This is a genomic window from Ligilactobacillus murinus DSM 20452 = NBRC 14221 (genome assembly GCF_001591685.1).
Classification (GTDB): domain Bacteria; phylum Bacillota; class Bacilli; order Lactobacillales; family Lactobacillaceae; genus Ligilactobacillus; species Ligilactobacillus murinus.
Genome location: NZ_BCVJ01000001.1, coordinates 1 through 19,140, shown reverse-complemented (window position 1 = coordinate 19,140; position 19,140 = coordinate 1). Strand labels below are relative to the sequence as shown.

At 40.8% G+C, this 19,140-nt stretch carries 19 protein-coding genes; 18 read left to right on the top strand and 1 reads right to left on the bottom strand.

Features of this window, described 5'->3' with window-relative positions:
• Together LMU01S_RS00095 and LMU01S_RS00090 are read left to right on the top strand one after the other, a co-directional pair.
• Positions 1-669: a thiamine diphosphokinase gene (locus LMU01S_RS00095; protein ID WP_056959516.1), complete on the top strand. Its 669-nt coding sequence runs from the start codon at positions 1-3 to the stop codon at positions 667-669.
• A gap of 111 nt (positions 670-780) precedes the next feature.
• The gene (locus LMU01S_RS00090; protein WP_056959518.1) at positions 781-2,421 is read left to right on the top strand and encodes a peptide ABC transporter substrate-binding protein; all 1,641 of its coding nucleotides are present in this window, start codon (positions 781-783) and stop codon (positions 2,419-2,421) included.
• A gap of 101 nt (positions 2,422-2,522) precedes the next feature.
• Here the strand turns inward: LMU01S_RS00090 and rpmB are convergent, their stop codons facing one another.
• Complete coding sequence (gene rpmB, locus LMU01S_RS00085; RefSeq protein ID WP_004047397.1) at positions 2,523-2,708, bottom strand: 50S ribosomal protein L28; 186 nt, start codon at positions 2,706-2,708, stop codon at positions 2,523-2,525.
• Between the two features lie 378 nt (positions 2,709-3,086).
• Here rpmB and LMU01S_RS00080 point away from each other — a divergent pair, with 378 nt between their 5' ends.
• The 16 genes from LMU01S_RS00080 to rplS form a co-directional block, all read left to right on the top strand.
• Complete coding sequence (locus LMU01S_RS00080; protein WP_004047399.1) at positions 3,087-3,449, top strand: Asp23/Gls24 family envelope stress response protein; 363 nt, start codon at positions 3,087-3,089, stop codon at positions 3,447-3,449.
• Between the two features lie 32 nt (positions 3,450-3,481).
• A complete protein-coding gene (locus tag LMU01S_RS00075) occupies positions 3,482-5,173 on the top strand; it encodes a DAK2 domain-containing protein (protein WP_056959520.1) in 1,692 nt (563 codons plus the stop codon).
• Positions 5,174-5,240: 67 nt separating this feature from the next.
• Entirely contained in the window at positions 5,241-7,286 is a 2,046-nt protein-coding gene (recG, locus tag LMU01S_RS00070; protein WP_056959522.1) for an ATP-dependent DNA helicase RecG, read from the top strand.
• Positions 7,287-7,302: 16 nt separating this feature from the next.
• Positions 7,303-8,334 (top strand): phosphate acyltransferase PlsX, encoded by a 1,032-nt coding sequence (gene plsX / locus LMU01S_RS00065; RefSeq protein ID WP_056959524.1) that lies wholly within the window; start codon positions 7,303-7,305, stop codon positions 8,332-8,334.
• A gap of 48 nt (positions 8,335-8,382) precedes the next feature.
• Positions 8,383-8,625, top strand: coding sequence for an acyl carrier protein (acpP, locus tag LMU01S_RS00060; RefSeq protein WP_004047408.1), 243 nt, complete (start codon positions 8,383-8,385; stop codon positions 8,623-8,625).
• Positions 8,626-8,705: 80 nt separating this feature from the next.
• On the top strand, positions 8,706-9,401 hold the full coding sequence (rnc, locus tag LMU01S_RS00055) for a ribonuclease III (RefSeq protein WP_004047410.1): 696 nt from the start codon (positions 8,706-8,708) through the stop codon (positions 9,399-9,401).
• Positions 9,402-9,426: 25 nt separating this feature from the next.
• Positions 9,427-12,966, top strand: coding sequence for a chromosome segregation protein SMC (smc, locus tag LMU01S_RS00050; RefSeq protein ID WP_056959526.1), 3,540 nt, complete (start codon positions 9,427-9,429; stop codon positions 12,964-12,966).
• A 61-nt stretch (positions 12,967-13,027) separates the two neighbouring features.
• Positions 13,028-14,383 (top strand): signal recognition particle-docking protein FtsY, encoded by a 1,356-nt coding sequence (ftsY, locus tag LMU01S_RS00045; protein WP_056959528.1) that lies wholly within the window; start codon positions 13,028-13,030, stop codon positions 14,381-14,383.
• Positions 14,384-14,392: 9 nt separating this feature from the next.
• Complete coding sequence (locus tag LMU01S_RS00040; RefSeq protein ID WP_004047415.1) at positions 14,393-14,734, top strand: putative DNA-binding protein; 342 nt, start codon at positions 14,393-14,395, stop codon at positions 14,732-14,734.
• A gap of 15 nt (positions 14,735-14,749) precedes the next feature.
• Positions 14,750-16,177, top strand: a complete 1,428-nt coding sequence (gene ffh / locus LMU01S_RS00035; RefSeq protein ID WP_056959529.1) for a signal recognition particle protein — start codon at positions 14,750-14,752, stop codon at positions 16,175-16,177.
• A gap of 126 nt (positions 16,178-16,303) precedes the next feature.
• The gene (gene rpsP, locus LMU01S_RS00030) at positions 16,304-16,579 is read left to right on the top strand and encodes a 30S ribosomal protein S16 (protein WP_004047418.1); all 276 of its coding nucleotides are present in this window, start codon (positions 16,304-16,306) and stop codon (positions 16,577-16,579) included.
• A 10-nt stretch (positions 16,580-16,589) separates the two neighbouring features.
• Entirely contained in the window at positions 16,590-16,838 is a 249-nt protein-coding gene (locus tag LMU01S_RS00025) for a KH domain-containing protein (protein WP_004047420.1), read from the top strand.
• Positions 16,839-16,906: 68 nt separating this feature from the next.
• Positions 16,907-17,422: a ribosome maturation factor RimM gene (rimM, locus tag LMU01S_RS00020; protein ID WP_056959531.1), complete on the top strand. Its 516-nt coding sequence runs from the start codon at positions 16,907-16,909 to the stop codon at positions 17,420-17,422.
• Entirely contained in the window at positions 17,423-18,169 is a 747-nt protein-coding gene (gene trmD, locus LMU01S_RS00015) for a tRNA (guanosine(37)-N1)-methyltransferase TrmD (RefSeq protein ID WP_056959533.1), read from the top strand. It abuts the gene before it with no gap.
• Complete coding sequence (locus tag LMU01S_RS00010; protein ID WP_056959535.1) at positions 18,162-18,722, top strand: GNAT family N-acetyltransferase; 561 nt, start codon at positions 18,162-18,164, stop codon at positions 18,720-18,722. The genes trmD and LMU01S_RS00010 overlap by 8 nt, the downstream gene beginning before the upstream one ends.
• A 117-nt stretch (positions 18,723-18,839) precedes the next feature.
• Positions 18,840-19,140, top strand: a 301-nt coding sequence (gene rplS / locus LMU01S_RS00005) for a 50S ribosomal protein L19 (protein WP_061773547.1), incomplete at its 3' end; no start/stop codon positions are given.

The following is a 19,140-nucleotide window of genomic DNA, read 5'->3' as shown; positions in this document are numbered from 1 at the left end:
ATGCAGTTAAACTTATTAGTCGGAGGTCCAGTGGAGTATTTGCCACCAGGGCTTTTGCAAGCTAAAAAAAATGAACGATGGATCGGAGCAGATATGGGAGCAGTCCGCTTGTGTCAAGCAAAGATCAAGCCTTTATTAGCTGTTGGTGATTTTGACTCTGCTACTGAAGAACAAGTTAAATTAGTCAAAGAAGCCAGTCAAGCTATCTGTAGTTTACCGGCAAAAAAAGACTATACTGATACTGAAGTAGCCTTATTAGAGATCGAACGCCGGTATCATCCAGAGCAGATCATAGTCTATGGGGCTACTGGGGGACGAAGCGATCATTTTTTGGCTAATTTATTTAGTGTTTTGCGGTTAGATTTTCCGACGTTTGTACCCAAAGTTTGTTTCAAAGACTGTCAAAATGAAATTCGTTTTTATTTACCTGGAAGTTATACATTAACTAAGTTAGAGGAAATGAGTTATCTCTCATTTATTTCGCTGACACCAGTAACTAAGCTGACACTCCCCGATGAAAAATATCAATTGTTTGAGCAAGATCTTTCATTACCGACTGCATATGTCAGCAATGAATTTGTTGGCGAAAGTGCTAGTTTTAGTTTTGATAGTGGTGTATTGTGTGTTATTCAAAGTAAAGATGATCAAAGAAATAATGGTCGCCAATAGTTTGGCGATCATATTTTTTTTGAAAAAACATTGCTTTTTGATTTGTTTTAGATTAAAATTAACGAAACATTAATTAATGTTTGGGCAATACATAGCATGAGGGGGAGTATTATGAGATTTAAACGATTGATGACTGGAGCATTAGCTTTAGTTGCCACAGGTTTATTAGTGACAGCGTGCTCAAGTAAGCAAAAAGCAAATTCTACGGGGCAGGTAGCGTCAAAACAAGTCTTGGATTGGAGTTATTTGGCTGAACTAGCCACGCTTGATCCCTCGAAGGTCTCGGATGCCTATAGTGGGGATATCATCAATAACTCGATGGAAGGTTTATATCGTTTAGGGAAAAATAGCAAGATCGAACCAGGATTAGCAACACAAACAGAGGTCTCAGATGATAATTTGACATATACTTTTAAATTAAGAAAAGATGACAAATGGTCTAATGGAGATAAGGTGACAGCGCATGACTTTGTTTATGGTTGGCGCCGAACTGTTGATCAAAAAACAGCTTCACCGTACGCTTATCTCTATAGTGGGGTCAAAAATGCTGATGCGATCATCAAAGGGGGAGCTAAACCTGAAACTTTGGGGATCACAGCTAAAGATGAGTATACGTTAGTGGTGACTTTGGAGAAACCGATCCCGTATTTCCAATTATTATTAGGATTTGAACCATTCTTACCACAAAATCAAAAAGCAGTCGAAAAATTTGGTGACGAGTATGGAACTTCGGCTAAAACAATGGTCTATAATGGACCGTTCGTAGTTGAGGGGTGGACTGGTTCTAACTTGAATTGGAAACTAAATAAGAATCCAAATTATTGGGATAAAAAGAAAGTCAAACTCGAAACGATCAACTTTAAGGTCAATAAGAGCACGACGACATCGTATAATCTCTATCAAAGTAAACAGCTCGACTACACGACTTTGAGCAATGAACAGGCTAAGCAATTGGCAAAAGATCCAGCATATAGTGCCTTAAAGCAAGCACGGACTACCTATCTAGAATTCAACCAGACAAAAGAAAGCTTTAAGAATTTAAAGATCCGCCAAGCCCTATCCTATGCAGTTGATCGGCAAGAATTAGCTAAAAATATTGTTGGTGGTGGTTCTCAACCAAGTCTAGGGATCGTTTCCCAAGGTCTAGCCCAATACAAAGGTCAAGACTTTGCGCAAGCAGCTAAAACCACAGTTGGCGTCAGCTATGACAAGAAAAAAGCCAAGGAATTATTAAAAGAAGGTTTGGCTGAATTAGGTCAAGATAAATTATCATTTACTTTAATGAGTAGTGATGACGATGTTTCAAAGAAAGTGGCTGAATTTATCCAAAGTCAACTAGAAGAAAATCTATCTGATGTTAAAGTTTCAGTGCAAAGTGTTCCGTTGAAAACGCGGATCGCTCGTGGTGAAAAAGGTGAATTTGATGTTCAGCTAAGTGGTTGGTCAGCCGATTTTGCTGATCCGATCAGTTTCTTAGATCTCTTCACTAAGGATAATTCTTATAACTTTGGTAAGTGGGAAAATGCGGAATACGACCGTTTGATCGAAGCCTCTAAGACGACTGATGCGAGTGATAAAGCTAAGCGCTTTGCTGATCTAGTCCAAGCATCTAAAGTTTTAAGTGAACACCAAGGCGTGGCCCCACTTTATCAAACTAATGTACCACAGTTGACCAATGTGACTGTCAAAGGTTTGATCCAAAATTCGGCAGGTGCTACTAATAATTGGAAAGAAGTTTATATCGTTGAGTAAGTAAAAACTCCCCGTAAATAGCTAGTGCTATCTACGGGGAGTTTTATATATTTTTGAGGTAAAATAAAAAGCCCTCAAGTTGGGGCCTGTAAACGCCTCGATTAGACGCGTGTAACTTTACCAGATTTCAAAGCACGAGCTGAAACCCATACTTTCTTAGGCTTGCCGTCAACCAAGATGCGTACCTTTTGCAAGTTTGGCTTCCAGCTACGGTTTGTTTGGTTCAAAGCATGGGAACGCTTCTTACCAAAAGTTGTCTTACGACCAGTTACAAAATCTTTAGCCATGATTATATCCTCCCTTATCTCGAATTAAGGAGCAAGGGGTCTTGCTCATTCACTAAATAAAATTATCATAGATAGCGCGCGATTGCAATAGTTTTCTATAAAGTAATTTTGCTTGACAGCTATAAATGCCTAAAATATAAGGTTTTTCAAAAATTAAATTTTTATCTAAACCAATTTTGGCGGTCTAACAGGCAGAATGCCAAAATTTAAAGGGCAAAAAGATAAAATGACCAACAGTTTTTGGGCAATTGCGATAAACATGGTATAATGAAAGGACAAGTATTGATCGAGCAGTGAAAAACTGAACATCGATTTGATATTTCTTTTCCATTTTATTGGAAAAGGGAATTGTCTTAATAGTTAAGGAGGCTATATAGAATGGCTGTTAAAATTCAAAATCAATTTGGAAATATCGATATCAGCAATGAAGTGATCGCAACTGTTGTTGGTGGAGCCGCAACTGAAATTTTCGGGATCGTTGGTATGGCCAGCAAAAACCAGATTCGAGACAATTTGAATGAAATTTTAAAGCGTGACAATTACTCTAAAGGTGTTGTGATTCGTCAAGAAGATGAAGGCATCGCTGTGGATGTGTATATTATTGTCGGTTATGGTACAAAGATCTCAGAAGTTTGCCGTAATGTACAAGATAAAGTTAAGTACAATTTAGATTCAATGTTAGGCATTACCGCTGAATCTGTGAATGTTATCGTTCAAGGTGTACGTGTCATCAACGATTAGTACCACGAAATAACCAAGGAGGAGTTAGTAACTTGAAAGTGGAGAATATTACTGAAACAGAATTTCGTAAAATGATTCTGGTCAGTTCGAAAAGATTGACTAATAATGCAGAATTTATCAATTCATTGAATGTGTTTCCGGTGCCCGATGGGGATACAGGAACAAATATGAGTCTTTCCTTTGCGAGTGGTGAAAAATATGTTGCCGAGTCAACTTCAAGTAATGTTGGGGAATTAGCTAATGCATTAGCTAAGGGTCTGTTGATGGGGGCACGTGGTAACTCGGGTGTTATTTTATCCCAAGTTTTCCGAGGCTTTTCAAAAAGTATTACGCAAAAAGAAACTTTGAGTGCGACTGATCTTGCTACAGCACTTCAAGGCGGGGTCGAAACGGCTTATAAAGCGGTTATGAAACCACAAGAAGGTACGATCTTAACGGTAGCACGGAAGGCGGCTGAAGCAGCTAAAAAAACAGCTGCGCAAACCGCTGATATCGTCGAAGTTATGAAAGCGACTTATGAAGCTGCAGATGCTGCATTACAAACAACTCCAGATCTTTTACCTGTGTTAAAAGAAGTTGGAGTTGTTGATTCTGGTGGTCAAGGGCTAACTTTTGTCTATCAAGGATTTTATGATGCTTTAGCTGGCAATGAACGCCAAGAAGATGAAGTTCATACACCAAGTCCGATCGAAATGGATGAAATGGTCAATGCAGAACACCATAAGAGTGCTCAAAGCCAATTGCATACTGAAGATATCGAATTTGGTTACTGTACTGAGATCATGGTCCGTTTAGGGGCAGGCCGCTTAGTTGATAAGGAATTTGACTACGATGAATTCCGAAACCATCTATCGCAGATCGGGGATTCATTACTCGTTATTGCCGACGATGAAGTTGTTAAAGTTCACGTCCATACAGAGCATCCAGGTAAAGTGTTATCTTATGGTCAGGAATTTGGTTCTTTGATCAAAGTCAAAGTCGATAACATGCGTTTACAACATGAAACGATCTTGGAAAAAGATGATGAAATGCCAACACCTAATATTCCTGCTACTCCAGAAGTTCAAAAAGAATACGGTGTGATCGCGATCGCTTCGGGTGAAGGGATCGCTAATATCTTCAAAAACTTGGGTGTAACGCATATCATCAACGGTGGTCAAACGATGAATCCAAGTACTAAAGATATCGTTGAGGCGATCGAACAGACTAATGCTAAGAAAGTGATCATCTTACCAAATAATAAGAACATCTTTTTAGCAGCTCAACAAGCAGCTGAAGTAGCCGATGCTCAAGTGGCTGTAGTTTTGAGTAAGACGATCGCTCAAGGTATGAGTGCGATGCTTGGCTTTAATGATGTGGCTTCGATCGAAGAAAATACCGAAGCGATGACTGAAGAAATGGATGCAGTTCTTTCAGGGCAAGTCACGGTCGCGGTACGTGATACAACGATCGAAGGGCGTCCGATCAAGAAAGATGATTACATGGGGATCGTTGATGGTAAGATCGTGGTCACGCAACCAACTTGTGAACAAGCTGCGATCGCGATGGCTAAGGTGATGTTAGACGAAGATAGTGAGATCGTAACGATCATCTATGGTCAAGATGGTTCAAAAGAACAAGCAAATGAAATTGCAGCTCAGCTTGAAGAATTAGATCCTGAGATCGAAATTGAGATCCATGAAGGTGACCAGCCAGTTTATCCATACTTGATCTCAGTCGAATAATGCACGATAAATTCTAACTTCTAGCGCGCATAGAAGTTAGAATTTATTTGTTTGAGGGGGATTATTTATGGCACGAGCATTGACGGACTCACCTGCAGTGTTGAAGGGTGTGGGTCCAAAAAAATTACAGGCATTGAACAAATTAGGGATAAATACGATCGAAGATCTATTGACATATTACCCATTTCGCTATGAGGATCTGACAGTCAAGCAGCTAAGTGATGTGACTGATGGCGAAAAAGTCGTCTTAAAGGGTGTCATTGCTGCGCCACCAGTCGTTTCTCATTTTGGTCGGGCTAAAACGCGGTTGAATTTTGGCTTGTTGGTCGAAAATGACCTAGTTAAAGTGACTTTTTTTAATCAAGGTTATTTAGCTAAACAATTGAGTACTGGGCAAGAGGTCGCGATCTATGGCAAGTATGATCAACGACGGCAGAGCCTGACTGGGATGAAAGTGATGTATCAGGCTAAAGATGAAGATCTAGCCGGTGTTTACCGAGCTTCAAAAGAGATCACGGCTAAAACGATCAAAGATCTTGTTTCACTAGCCTATGCAAACTATCATGATTTGATATTTGATATCGTCCCTGATAGTTTGCGCCAAAAATTTCGGTTAGAAACACGTAGCCAAATGATCCATGATATGCATTTTCCAGTGACTTTAGCTCAAGGAAAAGCAGCTCGGCGCTCAGCGATCTTTGAAGAGTTTTTCAAATTTCAATTACGGATCCAACTGCTTAAGCAAAAACATCGTAAAGAAAACGGGATCATTATCAAATATGATAACGATAAATTGCGTCAATTTATCAAACAGTTACCTTTTGAACTGACAGTTGCTCAAAAACGAGTCGTTAACGAGATCTGTCGGGATCTACATCGGCCAGAACACATGAATCGTCTCTTACAGGGGGATGTGGGTTCAGGGAAAACGGTCGTTGCGGCTTTAGCTATGTATGCTGCTATCACAGCAGGATATCAAACGGTCTTGATGGCACCAACTGAGATCTTAGCGCAACAGCATGCTCAAAAGTTAGCCCAATTATTTGAAACTATGCCAGAGGTCAATGTAGCTTTATTGACTAGTAGTGTAACTCGCAAACAAAAAGCAAAGCAGACTTTGTTGGATAATTTAGCCAGTGGGGAGATAAATTTATTGATCGGGACACATGCAGTGATCCAAGACAATGTCAACTTTAAAAAGTTGGGCTTAGTTGTTACTGATGAACAGCATCGTTTTGGGGTCGGTCAGCGCCAAGCTTTACGTCAAAAAGGGAATTTTCCCGATACTTTAGCGATGACAGCGACCCCGATCCCACGAACACTAGCGATCACGACTTACGGTGAGATGGATGTTTCGATAATTGATGAACTACCTAAGGGACGGCAAACGATCAAAACAAGTTGGTTACGCCAAAAGCAATTCACACAAGCACTTGACTTTATGGAACAACAGTTGCAAAATGGTTCACAAGCTTATGTGATCTCACCATTGATCGCTGAGTCAGAAATGTTGGATCTTCAAAATGCTACGGAGATCTATGAAAAGTTAAAGGCTCACTATGCAGGGCGTTATGAGGTGGGACTATTACATGGTCAGCTGACGTCTGAACAAAAAGATGAAGTAATGGATCATTTTAAAGCAGGTGAGCTAGATATTTTAGTCTCGACGACAGTGATCGAAGTTGGGGTCGATGTTCCCAATGCAACAGTCATGGTGATCTTAGATGCTGAACGCTTTGGCTTAGCACAGTTACATCAATTGCGTGGTCGTGTCGGACGGGGCAGTAAACGATCATATTGTTTATTGGTAGCTGATCCTAAGAGTGAGTATGGGATCGAAAGAATGAAAACAATGGTCGAAACGACAGATGGTTTTGTGATCGCGCAAAAAGATCTAGAATTACGGGGACCAGGGGATGTTTTAGGTAAGAAACAGTCGGGTCTGCCAGATTTTAAGATCGGTGATCCAGTAAGTGATTTCAATATTTTACAAGTAGCGCAATTAGAAGTAGCTAAACTTTTGGCTGACGAAAAATTCCGTTATCGCCAGGAAAATGCAGGTTTGATGCGCTATTTGAATCAAGAACTTACTTATTTTACTAGTTTTGACTAAAGAGAGGATGTATGAAATGAAAATTGCGATCGATGCAATGGGGGGCGACAATGCACCCGAAAGTGTTGTTAAGGGTGCGCTCAAAGCACGCGATGAATTTAGCGACCTAGAACTTATTTTATATGGTGATAAGACCGCGATCGAGCAATATATAACTGATCCAACCCGGATCACGATCGTTAATACGACTGAAGTGATCGATATGAATGATGAACCAGTCCGAGCGATCCGACGTAAGAAAGATTCGTCTTTGGTCGTAGCAGCTAATGCGGTCAAGGCTAAAGAAGCTGACGCGCTGTTTTCTTGTGGTAACACGGGAGCTCTTTTGACAGCGGGACTTTTACTAGTCGGTCGGATCAAGGGAATCACGCGCCCAGGCTTGTTATCGACATTGCCTGTTGTTTCAGGGCAGGATGGAGCATTTAACTTACTTGATAGTGGGGCTAATGCAGATAGTAAACCAGAGCACCTTTATCAGTATGCTCTTTTAGGGACCTATTATGCTAGCAACGTTCGAGGGATCAAAGCACCACGGATCGGGCTATTGAATAATGGGACTGAATCACACAAGGGAAGTAAAGTAACGCAAGAAGCTTACCAACTTTTAGCAGCTGATGAAAATTTGAATTTTATCGGAAATGTTGAGTCTAAAGATCTGATGAAAGGTGTCTGTGATGTAGTCGTTGCAGATGGCTTCACAGGTAATGCTGTTTTAAAAGCGATCGAAGGAACTGCATTAGCTGTAATGAGTTTGTTGAAAGACACGATCGCTAATGCTGGTGCTAAGGGCAAATTAGGTGCACTGTTATTAAAAGATGACTTAAAGAGCATCAAAGGTCGAATGGATCAGGCGCAATATGGTGGCGCAGTCTTACTTGGGGTCAAAGCGCCGGTCGTTAAAGCTCATGGGTCAAGTGATGATCTGACAGTGTATTACACATTAAAGCAGATCAGAACTATGATCGATGAAGAAATGGTGCCTAATTTTACCAAATACTGGCAAGCACAACAGGCTAAAGAAGTTTTAGATAGCAAAGACGCTGAATAGTATGATATACTTGTTTGCGAAAAACTAGGATAGGTGAGGTTGATATCCATGACAGAAAACGAAATTTTTACAAAAATCACAACAATTATTGAGGATCACTTTGATGTTTCAGCTGATAAGGTGACAGAACAAACAAACTTTAAGACAGATCTTGATGCTGATTCGATCGATCTGGTGGAGTTTGTTTTGGAATTAGAAGATGCTTTTGGTGCTGAAATTTCTGACGAAGACGCCGAACAAATCGTGACGGTTAAAGATGCTGTAGATTATATCGCTTCACATCAAGGATAGAATTATCTTAGGCCAGCTGTAACAAAGCTGGTCTTTTTTGCTATAATGGATAATGCATTAATAAAGTGAGGAGAATCATTTTGATAATTGGACTAACACAAATGCTAAAGGATGATTTTGGCATTGATTTTAAAAATACAGCTTTACTTGACGAAGCTTTTACTCATGCTTCTTATGTAAACGAACATCCACGTGAAAAACTAAAATATTACGAAAGGATCGAATTTTTAGGTGATGCTGTGATGCAACTTTGCGTCTCAGAATACTTATTTAAACGCTATCCTACTTTGCCAGAAGGAAAACTTTCACGTTTGCGTGCAGCAATGGTCTGTGAAGATAGTTTCAGCAAATTTGCTAAGGAATGTCATTTTGATGAATATATCCGCTTAGGTAAGGGTGAAGAAAAAGCCAACGCGCGTAATCGGGCATCATTACTTTGTGATATTTTTGAAGCTTTTATCGGGGCGTTATATCTTGACCAGGGTAAAGCAGTCGTTGTCAGTTTTATCAGTCGGGTCGTCTTTCCTAAGCTTGATCTCGGCTGGTTTGATCACTACTTAGATCATAAAACTGAACTCCAAGAACTATTGCAACAACATGGGGACTGCAAGATCACTTATGTTAAAGTTGCTGAAAATGGTCCTGATAATGAAAAAGAATACACCATGGCAGTTTATGCTGATGGGCAAAAGATCGGTGAAGGAAAAGGGATGTCAAAAAAAGCCGCTGAGCAACAAGCGGCTTTCCAAGCACTAAAAGCACTCCAAAAAAATTAGTTTATTTGAAGGGAAGAAATTCAGCATGAAGTTAAAGTCGTTGACTCTAAACGGATTTAAATCCTTTGCTGACAAGACCAAGATCGAATTTCAAGATGGTATGACTGGGATCGTTGGACCAAATGGGAGTGGTAAAAGTAACATTATTGAAGCTTTACGTTGGGCTTTAGGGGAGCAATCTGCTAAAAGCCTACGTGGGGGGAAAATGCCAGATGTTATTTTTGCAGGTTCTCAGACAAGGGCCCCGCTAAATCATGCCGAAGTTGAATTAGAATTTGATAACTCAGACCATTTTTTAGATTTAAATGCTGATCAAGTTGTGATCTCGCGTAAGATCTATCGGAATGGTGACAGTGATTTTTTGATCAACAATGCCAAAGTTCGTTTGCGTGACATTGTAGAATTATTTATGGATACTGGCTTGGGGCGGGAATCATTTTCGATCATTTCACAGGGCAAAGTTGAGGCTATCTTTAACAGTAAACCTCAAGATCGGCGTGTTTTGATCGAAGAAGTCGCCGGAGTGGTCAAGTACAAAAAAGAAAAGCAAAAGGCGCAACAGGAATTAGCAGAAACTACGGATCATCTAGATCGGGTAGCAGATATTATTACCGAATTACGGCAACAAAGAGAGCCGTTAAAAGAACAAGCAAGTATAGCTAAGGACTATGTTGCTCAAAAAGAAGAATTTGACCATTATGAGAAAAGTCGGTTAGTCTTAGAGATCGAGCAACGTGCTAAAAATAAAGCACAGATCGAAGCCAAACTTTCCGAGATCGAAAAATTGCTGGCGACCCATACGAAGCACGCTGAGCTCCAGGAGCAAAAATCGCAACAATTAGCAGATAAGCAAGCAAAATTAGAAGCAAAATTAGATGAAGATCAAAGAGAATTCAACCTTTTAACGGGGCAACGTGAGAAACTGATCGGGCGTCAGGATATCTCAAAGCATGATGATGATCTCTTTAACGAGCGGCTCGCGGAGTTCAATGAAAATATCAAGCGCGATGAAAGTTTGGTTGCAAAACTACAAGCACAAGTCGATGAATTGACAACACAGCAAGCCAAAGCAGCTTCCTTGCAAAATAAATATACTAAGCAGATCCGAGACATCCAAGCAGCATTAGTCGATGATCCTGAGACGTTGGCTGATCAGGTCGAAAAGTTGCGCCAAGATCTGATCGATCTAATGCAGGCACAAGTTTCGACTAAAAATGAATTAGCCTATTTAGAACAGGAAAATCAGCGTAATTCAGAGCAACATCAAGCTGATCAAAAACGGATCGCAAATGCTAAAGCGCAATTAGCCACGCTCAAAGAAAAACAGGCAAGCGCAAGTAAGCAAGCAACTGAAGCTAAGACGGCGTATGCTAAAGTTCAAGCGACGGTGCTCGAACTTCAAACACAACAAACGACCGCCCAGCGCTTGCGAGAAGACCAACAAAGACGCTGGCTCAAGGCAAGTGAGATCTTGCAAAAGGCACGTGCTCAGCATGAATCGTTGCAAAATATTGCGGCTAATTATGCTGGTTATTATCATGGCGTCAAAGCGATCTTACAAGCTGATCTGACAGGTGTAGTAGGTTCGGTAGCTCAACGTCTCAAGGTCCCAGCCCAAGTAGCTAAAGCGATCGATGTGGCATTAGGCGCACAACTACAAAATGTGATCGTGACCGATGAAAGAAGTGCTAAAGCGGCGATCAACTATTTGACAAAGAAAAAAGCTGGTCGGGCGACATTTTTGCCCCGTACGACTGTCAAACCACGTTTTTTAGCACAAGGTCACTTACAGACGATCCAACAACAAGTAGGTGTTGTCGGGCTTGCTAAAGATCTGGTCCAATACGATCCTTTGGATAAACCTGTTGTCGAATATTTATTAGGGGCGATCGTGATCGCGCAAGATCTAGATGCTGCTACTAAGCTTGCTGTAAAGCTCAATTATAGTGTCAAGATCGTAACTTTAGCAGGTGAAGTTATCAATGCTGGAGGTTCGATGACTGGGGGACAAGATAGAAATCAGCGAACTGGTCTTCTAGAGCAGCAGCAACAAGTTGAAAAATTGGCGGCTGATATTACTGTGATGGAACAAAAGCTATCGCAGATCGAATTTGAAGGCGGTCAGACTAAAGAAAAAGTCGAACAACTAGTTAAAGAACTTGAGACATTGAAGCCTAGCGAACAACAGGCATTAGAAGCCCACCAACAAGCGCTCAAGAATTTGGAACGCTGTGAGCTTGAAGTTGAACATCAAGCTGATCAAGTCAAACAGCTAGAAGTAATAGCTAGCATGAGTGAGGCTGATCAAAGTCAGTATGAAAGTAAGCATCAAGCTTTGGTAGAACAGCAAGCAACTTTAACAAAAGATATCGAAACTAAGCAAAGTGAGATCAAATTACGCGTAGCTTTACAAAAAGATACCAGTGCGACTCAAGCAAAACAGCAAGCGACTTTAAATGAACTCAAGCAAAAAGAAGCGATCGCCAAAGAAAGAGCGCAATTGCTACAAGTTCAAGTCAAAGAAAGTCAAGTGCAATTGGAGCAGACTCATGCACGGATCACAAAAGCGCAATCTAAGATATCTGAGATCAAAGAAAATCAAAAACAAAATCAGGTGCGCGATACTGATATCGAAGCTAAACGTCAAGATGTCGAACAGCGTTATGAAGAGCTTGAGCAAGCGATCACAGCTCAAAAACAAAAACGTCAAGATTTAGCAGTACGCCTAAAAAATGCACAACAAGAATTGAAACGGGCAAATGAATTGCGTCAGGCTAGTCTGGATGAAAAGAGCGATATCAAGGCACAATTAGGAAGTTTTAAAGCAGATCTAGCGCGTGACCTAGATGAATTGGCTCAAAACTATGGCTTGAGTTATGAAATGGCTAAACAAGAAAATCAAGCAACAGATCTAGAATTTGTCAAAAATAAAGTCCATCTTTTGAAGTTAGGGATCGAAGAGTTAGGTGAAGTCAATTTAGGGGCGATCAGTGAATTTGAACGGATCAATACGCGTTATGAATTCTTGACACAACAGCAAGCCGACCTTTTAGAGGCAAAAGCACAATTAGTTCAAAGTATGGATGAAATGGATGCTGAAGCTAAAAGTCGTTTTAAACAAGCCTTTGATGAAGTGGCGGCCGCCTTTTCTGCGATCTTTCCGCAAGTCTTTGAAGGAGGCAAGGCGATGCTTAGCTTGACTGATCCAGCCGATCTGTTGACTACAGGTGTCGAGATCATGGCCCAGCCACCAGGTAAGAAATTTCAGCATTTGAATCTACTTTCAGGTGGGGAACGTGCCTTGACTGCGATCGTATTATTGTTTGCGATCTTAAAGGTCCGCCCAGTGCCTTTTGTGGTCTTGGATGAAGCAGAAGCTGCCTTGGATGACGCTAATGTTATCCGTTACTCGCGTTATCTCCAACGCTTTAATGCACAAACGCAATTTATCGTGATCACCCATCGTAAAGGGACGATGATGAATGCTGACGTCTTATATGGGGTTACGATGCAAGAATCAGGGGTCTCAAAGATGGTCTCGGTATCGTTGGATGAATTAGCCTAGTGTTTTGGAAAATACAAATGAATTTGATAAAATAAAACAAAATAAGAAATGAGGGATGGGCATGGGCCTTTTTGATCGATTAAGACGAGCTTTTTCGGGTGAACCTGAAGAAGAACCAAAAAAAGAAGACGAAATTGTTTCGACCTCAGAAGAAAACCAAGAACCTGAGGAAACAGCGACAAATGAAGCAACAACGGCTACATCAGAAGATGATCAGCCTGAAGTAGCAGAAACAACAACTGCTGAAGCAAAAGAGGCTGAACCAGTCGCTAAAGAAGTTGAAGATACCAAAGAAGTGGTGCAAACACCAGAAAAAGTAGAAGTTATTGAAGAAGTTGAAACAACATCAGAAAATAACGAAGTCGAAATCGCTAAAAAAGCTGACGAAGAGTCGGTAGAACAACAAAGTGATGAGCCAAAAGAAACTAAAGCAGAACCTGAGGAACCGGAAATACAGACAACATCGTCTGAAACCGTGCGTTATGACAAGGGCTTAGCTAAGTCGCGTAAGGGTTTTGGTGCTAAATTAAATGCTTTATTGGCTAATTTTAGACGAGTAGATGAGGATTTCTTTGAAGAACTCGAAGAAACCTTGATCGAAGCCGATGTTGGCTTTGAGACTGCGATGAAGATCAGTGATGAATTGCAAGATGAAGTAAAATTGCGTAATGCTAAAAGTCGCTCTGACGTTTCTGATGCGATCATTGAACGCTTAGTCGACATTTATGAAAGCGAAGGCGTTGATGAAGACAATAGCTTACACTTTGCTAAAGATCCAACTGAGCCGACAGTGTTCTTGTTTGTTGGGGTCAATGGGGTAGGTAAAACAACAACGATCGGTAAATTAGCCCACCGTTACCAACAAGCTGGTAAAAAAGTTTTGTTAGCTGCTGGTGATACTTTCCGAGCAGGTGCGATCGAGCAGTTAGCTGAATGGGGCCGCCGGGTCGGGGTCGATGTGGTTACTAAGCCAGAAAAAAGTGATCCGGCAGCTGTTGTTTACGATGCTGTGGTCAAGGCAAAAAAAGAAAACTACGATATTTTATTAGTCGATACGGCGGGACGTTTGCAAAATAAAGTCAACTTGATGAACGAGTTAGATAAGATCAAGCGTGTCATTACGCGTGAATTACCTGATGCACCGCAAGAAGTGTTATTGGCTTTGGATGCAACAACAGGTCAAAATGCTTTGACGCAAGCCAAGCAATTTAAAGAAGTTACTGATGTTACCGGGATCGTCTTGACTAAGTTAGACGGGACTGCACGTGGTGGGATCGTGTTAGCGATCAGAAACGAACTTCATTTACCAGTGAAATTAGTGGGCCTAGGCGAAAAAATGGATGATCTTCGCGACTTTTCACCTGAAGAATTTGTCTATGGCTTATTTAAGGGTCTGGTTACACCTAAGAAAGATTAGGGTAAGAAAATGGCAATTGAAAAAACAAATCGGATCAATGCTTTGTTTGAATTCTATGAACCTTTGCTGACTAAAAAGCAAATGAATTACATCGCTTTGTATTATCGCGATGATTTTTCGTTAGGTGAGATCGCCGAAAATTATGAAGTTTCACGGCAAGCAGTCTACGATAACATCAAACGGACTGAAAAAATTTTAGAAGAATATGAGCAGAAATTGCATCTGTATCGTGATTTTTTACAGCAAAGCGAAAAAACGGATGAACTTTTAGCTTATGTGACTAAAAAATATCCGACTGATGAAAAGTTATTAGCATTGGTCGAAAAATTAGAAATTTTAGAAGAAAAATGAAAGTTGGTGCACTAAATGGCATTTGAAGGATTAACAGAACGTCTCCAAAATGCGATCGGAAAATTACGGCGTAAGGGAAAGGTCAGCGAATCCGACGTCAAAGAGGTAATGCGTGAGATCCGTTTGGCTTTGTTAGAATCTGACGTTAACTTTAAAGTGGTCAAAGACTTTGTTAAGACCGTGCGTACTCGAGCTGTAGGTGCTGAGGTGTTAGAAAGCTTAACGCCAGCACAACAGATCGTAAAGATCGTTAATGAAGAATTAGTCAAGGTGATGGGCGAAGAAGCCACACCATTGAATAAATCACCTAAGATCCCAACAGTCATTATGATGGTCGGGCTACAAGGTGCTGGTAAAACGACAACAGCAGGGAAACTAGCTAAACGTCTAAAAGACGAACAAAATGCGCGCCCATTGATGATCGCGGCTGACGTTTATCGTCCAGCTGCGGTCGACCAATTAAAGACGATCGGCCGTGAATTAGATGTTCCAGTCTTTGAATTAGGAACTGATGTCGATCCAGTCGAGATCGTTAAGCAAGGGATGCAACTAGCCAAGGAAAAGAAAAATGACTATGTGATCATCGATACGGCTGGTCGTTTACAGATCGATGAAAAATTGATGGATGAGTTAGTCAATATCAAAGAATTGGCACAACCAAATGAGATCTTGCTGACAGTTGATGCGATGACTGGGCAAAATGCCGTTGAAGTCGCACAAGGCTTTAATGATCAATTGGATGTAACGGGTATCGTACTAACTAAATTAGATGGCGATACTCGTGGTGGGGCTGCGCTTTCGATCCGTGCGGTGACAGGCAAACCGATCAAGTTTATCGGGCAAGGTGAAAAAATGACGGCTTTAGACGTCTTTTATCCTGATCGAATGGCATCACGTATCTTAGGGATGGGTGATATGCTCACGTTGATCGAAAAAGCACAAAAGGACTTTGATGAGAAAAAAGCAGAAGAACTCGCCGATAAAATGCGGGAAAATAGCTTTGATTTCAATGACTTTTTAGATCAATTAGAACAAGTTCAAAATATGGGACCGATCGAAGATATCATGAAGATGATCCCAGGGATGGCCAATAATCCAGCCCTAAAAAATATCAAAGTTGATCCTAAAGATATGGAACATACCAAAGCGATCGTTTACTCGATGACACCACAAGAACGAGAAGATCCCGATCTTTTGAATCCAAGTCGCAGACGACGGATCGCAGCTGGTTCAGGACGTCCGATCCAAGAAGTGAATCGTATGATCAAACAGTTCAAGCAAATGCGTGATATGATGCAAAAGATGTCTAAGGGGAATTTCAGTGGGATGGAAGGTCTCTTAGGTGATGGCATCGGTGGTAAATTAGCTAAGATGTCTATGAATCGTATGGTGCGTAAAAATAAAAAACGTAAATTACAACGTTTGCGTAAACGGCGTAAATAGGCGGTAAATCAAGGTTTTTCTTTAAATTAGAAAAATTTTTTATAACTGTCAAGAATTTTCCCTTTACAGCAGACCAAATTACTGGTATATTATTTATCGTTGATAAGATATTAGGAGGTGTAATGCATGTCAGTAAAAATTCGTTTAAAGCGTATGGGTTCTAAGAAGCGCCCATTCTATCGTATCGTTGTAGCAGATTCACGTTCTCCACGTGATGGCCGTTTCATCGAAACAGTGGGTACATACAACCCATTGACACAACCAGAACAAGTTACACTTAAAGAAGAAGCTATCATGGGCTGGTTGAATAACGGTGCTCAACCATCAGATACAGTTCGTAACATCCTTTCAAAAGAAGGCGTTATGAAGAAATTCCACGAAGCTAAGTACTCCAAGAAATAAGGTTAGGTAAATGACAGAAGCAGATGTGAAACAATTGATCTTATCGATTGTCAAACCATTGGTGTCTGAACCTGAGGCGATTGCGATCACAACTGCCCAGGATGCACATTTTCTGAATTTTAACTTATCTGTAGCGCCTGAAGATGTCGGGCGTGTGATTGGAAAACATGGTCGGGTAGCTCAAGCGATCCGGACCATTGTTTATAGCATTCGTATTGACGGACCTTTGCGTGTTCGTTTAAATATTGTAGATGATTAATCAAACCTCTGTCTGAAACCTAGTTTCTTCAGAGGTTTTTTTAATAGCAAATACGAGGAGGTTTTTAAATGGAATTTTATCAAGTTGGAAAAATCGTTAATACTCATGGGATCCGCGGGGAAGTCAAGGTGATCGCAACGACTGATTTTCCAGAAGAGCGTTTCAAGCCAGGTAATAAATTATATGCTTTTAAGCAAAATGCAAGCACGGGAACAGAATTGACGATCCAAAAGAGTCGACGCCATAAGCAATTTATCATGCTAGCGTTTGAAGGCTATGACAACATCAATTTAGTTGAAAAATTTAAGGGTGATGATCTAAAAGTTTCGGCTGACCAACAAGAAGAACTCGAAGATGGTTCGTATTATTATCATCAGATCATCGGTTTGGATGTTGTGGATGAAAATGGGAACACGCTTGGAAAGATCAAGGAGATCTTATCGCCTGGAGCTAATGATGTTTGGGTCGTTAAGCGTAAACAAAAAAATGATCTCTTATTGCCAGTGATCGATGATGTGATCAAAGACGTCGATCTAGCTGCTGGTAAAGTGCATGTTGAACTTTTAGAGGGATTGGATGACTAGATGAAGATAGATATTTTAAGTTTATTTCCCGAAATGTTCAAGGGGCCATTGACGCAATCGATCGTAGGCAAAGCGATCGAAAAACAACTACTTGATGTTGAAGTGACCGATTTTCGTGACTATACGACTAATAAGCAACGTCATGTTGATGATACACCTTATGGAGGTGGCGCGGGCATGTTGTTACAAGCTCAACCGATCTATGATGCTTTAGATGCGATCGCCGCTAAAAATGATGGCTTGGGCAAGGTCATCTTACTAGACCCAGCTGGGCGTAAATTTGATCAAAAAGTTGCTGAAGAATTATCACAAGAAAAACATTTGACCTTTATTTGTGGCCATTATGAAGGTTATGATGAGCGGATCAGAGAACGAGTTACAGATGAGATCTCATTAGGTGATTTTGTCTTGACGGGAGGCGAATTAGGCGCGATGGTCGTGATCGATGCAACGGTGCGCTTATTGCCAGATGTTTTAGGTAACCGTGAGTCAGCTTTAGGCGATTCATTTTCGATGGGCTTACTCGAATATCCACAATACACTCGTCCAGCTGATTTTAGAGGAATGAAAGTGCCTGAAGTACTAACAAGTGGTAATCATCAAAAAATCGCTGAATGGCGCAATAAGGAAGCTTTACGTCGAACCTATGAACGTCGCCCTGATCTTTTAGAGAACTATGAGCTTTCTGCCCAAGAGGAGAAATGGTTGCGAGAATTTAAGACGCTTGAGGTAAATGCCGATGAGTGAAGTTTTGATCAGACCGGTCCAAAAAGCTGATATTGAGACTTTACGCCAGATCTATGCTTATTATGTTGAAAAAACAGCGATCACTTTCGAATATAAAGTTCCAACCTTGCCTGAATTTACTGAACGGATCGAGCAAATCACGGCTACGTATCCTTATTTAGTAGCTGTAAAAGACAATGTCGTAGTTGGCTTTGCTTATGCAGCTTCCTTCAATCATCGAGAAGCGTATAAATGGGCGGTTGAAGTCACAATCTACTTGGACCATGCCAGTCGAGGCGGTGGCATTGGTAAAAAACTCTATCAAGCATTAGAAAAAAAGCTTAAATTCCAAGGTATCCAAAATATCAATGCCTGTATCAGTGTTCCTGCGACTAATGAGGCACATGTTGATTATGCTAGTATGCATTTTCATGAGCATTTAGGGTATCGGCTGGTCGGCCGTTTTCATAGCTGTGGCTACAAATTTGATACTTGGTATGATATGGTCTGGATGGAGAAGTTTATCGGGACCCATCCAGTACCGGCACCACCGCTAGATAAACCAAAATTTTAAAATTGATATTTACATTCAAATTTGAGTGTGTTAAGATATTTATTGGCTATTTGCCGACGATTAACGATATTCCGCTGTATCTGGACATGAATGTCGAGGAAAAGGAGAACATATATAATGTCAGTAAACCCATTGATCCAAAAGATTACGGAATCTCAATTACGTAATGATATTCCAGAATTCCGCGCTGGTGATACAGTGCGTGTTCACGCTCGTATCGTTGAAGGTAAGCGTGAACGTATCCAAATCTTCGAAGGCGTTGTTATCAAGCGTCGTGGCGAAGGTATCTCAGAAACTTACACAGTTCGTAAAATCAGTAACGGTGTAGGTGTTGAACGTACATTCCCATTGCACACACCACGTGTTGACAAGATCGAAGTTGTACGTTACGGTCGTGTACGCCGTGCTAAGTTGTACT

What these genes read in the sequence shown, in the direction of transcription:
- LMU01S_RS00095 (WP_056959516.1), top strand. Translation starts at nt 1, where the DNA reads ATGCAGTTAAACTTATTAGTCGGAGGTCCAGTGGAGTATTTGCCACCA.
- LMU01S_RS00090 (WP_056959518.1), top strand. Translation starts at nt 781, where the DNA reads ATGAGATTTAAACGATTGATGACTGGAGCATTAGCTTTAGTTGCCACA.
- rpmB (WP_004047397.1), bottom strand. Translation starts at nt 2,708, where the DNA reads ATGGCTAAAGATTTTGTAACTGGTCGTAAGACAACTTTTGGTAAGAAG.
- LMU01S_RS00080 (WP_004047399.1), top strand. Translation starts at nt 3,087, where the DNA reads ATGGCTGTTAAAATTCAAAATCAATTTGGAAATATCGATATCAGCAAT.
- recG (WP_056959522.1), top strand. Translation starts at nt 5,241, where the DNA reads ATGGCACGAGCATTGACGGACTCACCTGCAGTGTTGAAGGGTGTGGGT.
- plsX (WP_056959524.1), top strand. Translation starts at nt 7,303, where the DNA reads ATGAAAATTGCGATCGATGCAATGGGGGGCGACAATGCACCCGAAAGT.
- acpP (WP_004047408.1), top strand. Translation starts at nt 8,383, where the DNA reads ATGACAGAAAACGAAATTTTTACAAAAATCACAACAATTATTGAGGAT.
- smc (WP_056959526.1), top strand. Translation starts at nt 9,427, where the DNA reads ATGAAGTTAAAGTCGTTGACTCTAAACGGATTTAAATCCTTTGCTGAC.
- ftsY (WP_056959528.1), top strand. Translation starts at nt 13,028, where the DNA reads ATGGGCCTTTTTGATCGATTAAGACGAGCTTTTTCGGGTGAACCTGAA.
- LMU01S_RS00040 (WP_004047415.1), top strand. Translation starts at nt 14,393, where the DNA reads ATGGCAATTGAAAAAACAAATCGGATCAATGCTTTGTTTGAATTCTAT.
- ffh (WP_056959529.1), top strand. Translation starts at nt 14,750, where the DNA reads ATGGCATTTGAAGGATTAACAGAACGTCTCCAAAATGCGATCGGAAAA.
- rpsP (WP_004047418.1), top strand. Translation starts at nt 16,304, where the DNA reads ATGTCAGTAAAAATTCGTTTAAAGCGTATGGGTTCTAAGAAGCGCCCA.
- LMU01S_RS00025 (WP_004047420.1), top strand. Translation starts at nt 16,590, where the DNA reads ATGACAGAAGCAGATGTGAAACAATTGATCTTATCGATTGTCAAACCA.
- rimM (WP_056959531.1), top strand. Translation starts at nt 16,907, where the DNA reads ATGGAATTTTATCAAGTTGGAAAAATCGTTAATACTCATGGGATCCGC.
- trmD (WP_056959533.1), top strand. Translation starts at nt 17,423, where the DNA reads ATGAAGATAGATATTTTAAGTTTATTTCCCGAAATGTTCAAGGGGCCA.
- LMU01S_RS00010 (WP_056959535.1), top strand. Translation starts at nt 18,162, where the DNA reads ATGAGTGAAGTTTTGATCAGACCGGTCCAAAAAGCTGATATTGAGACT.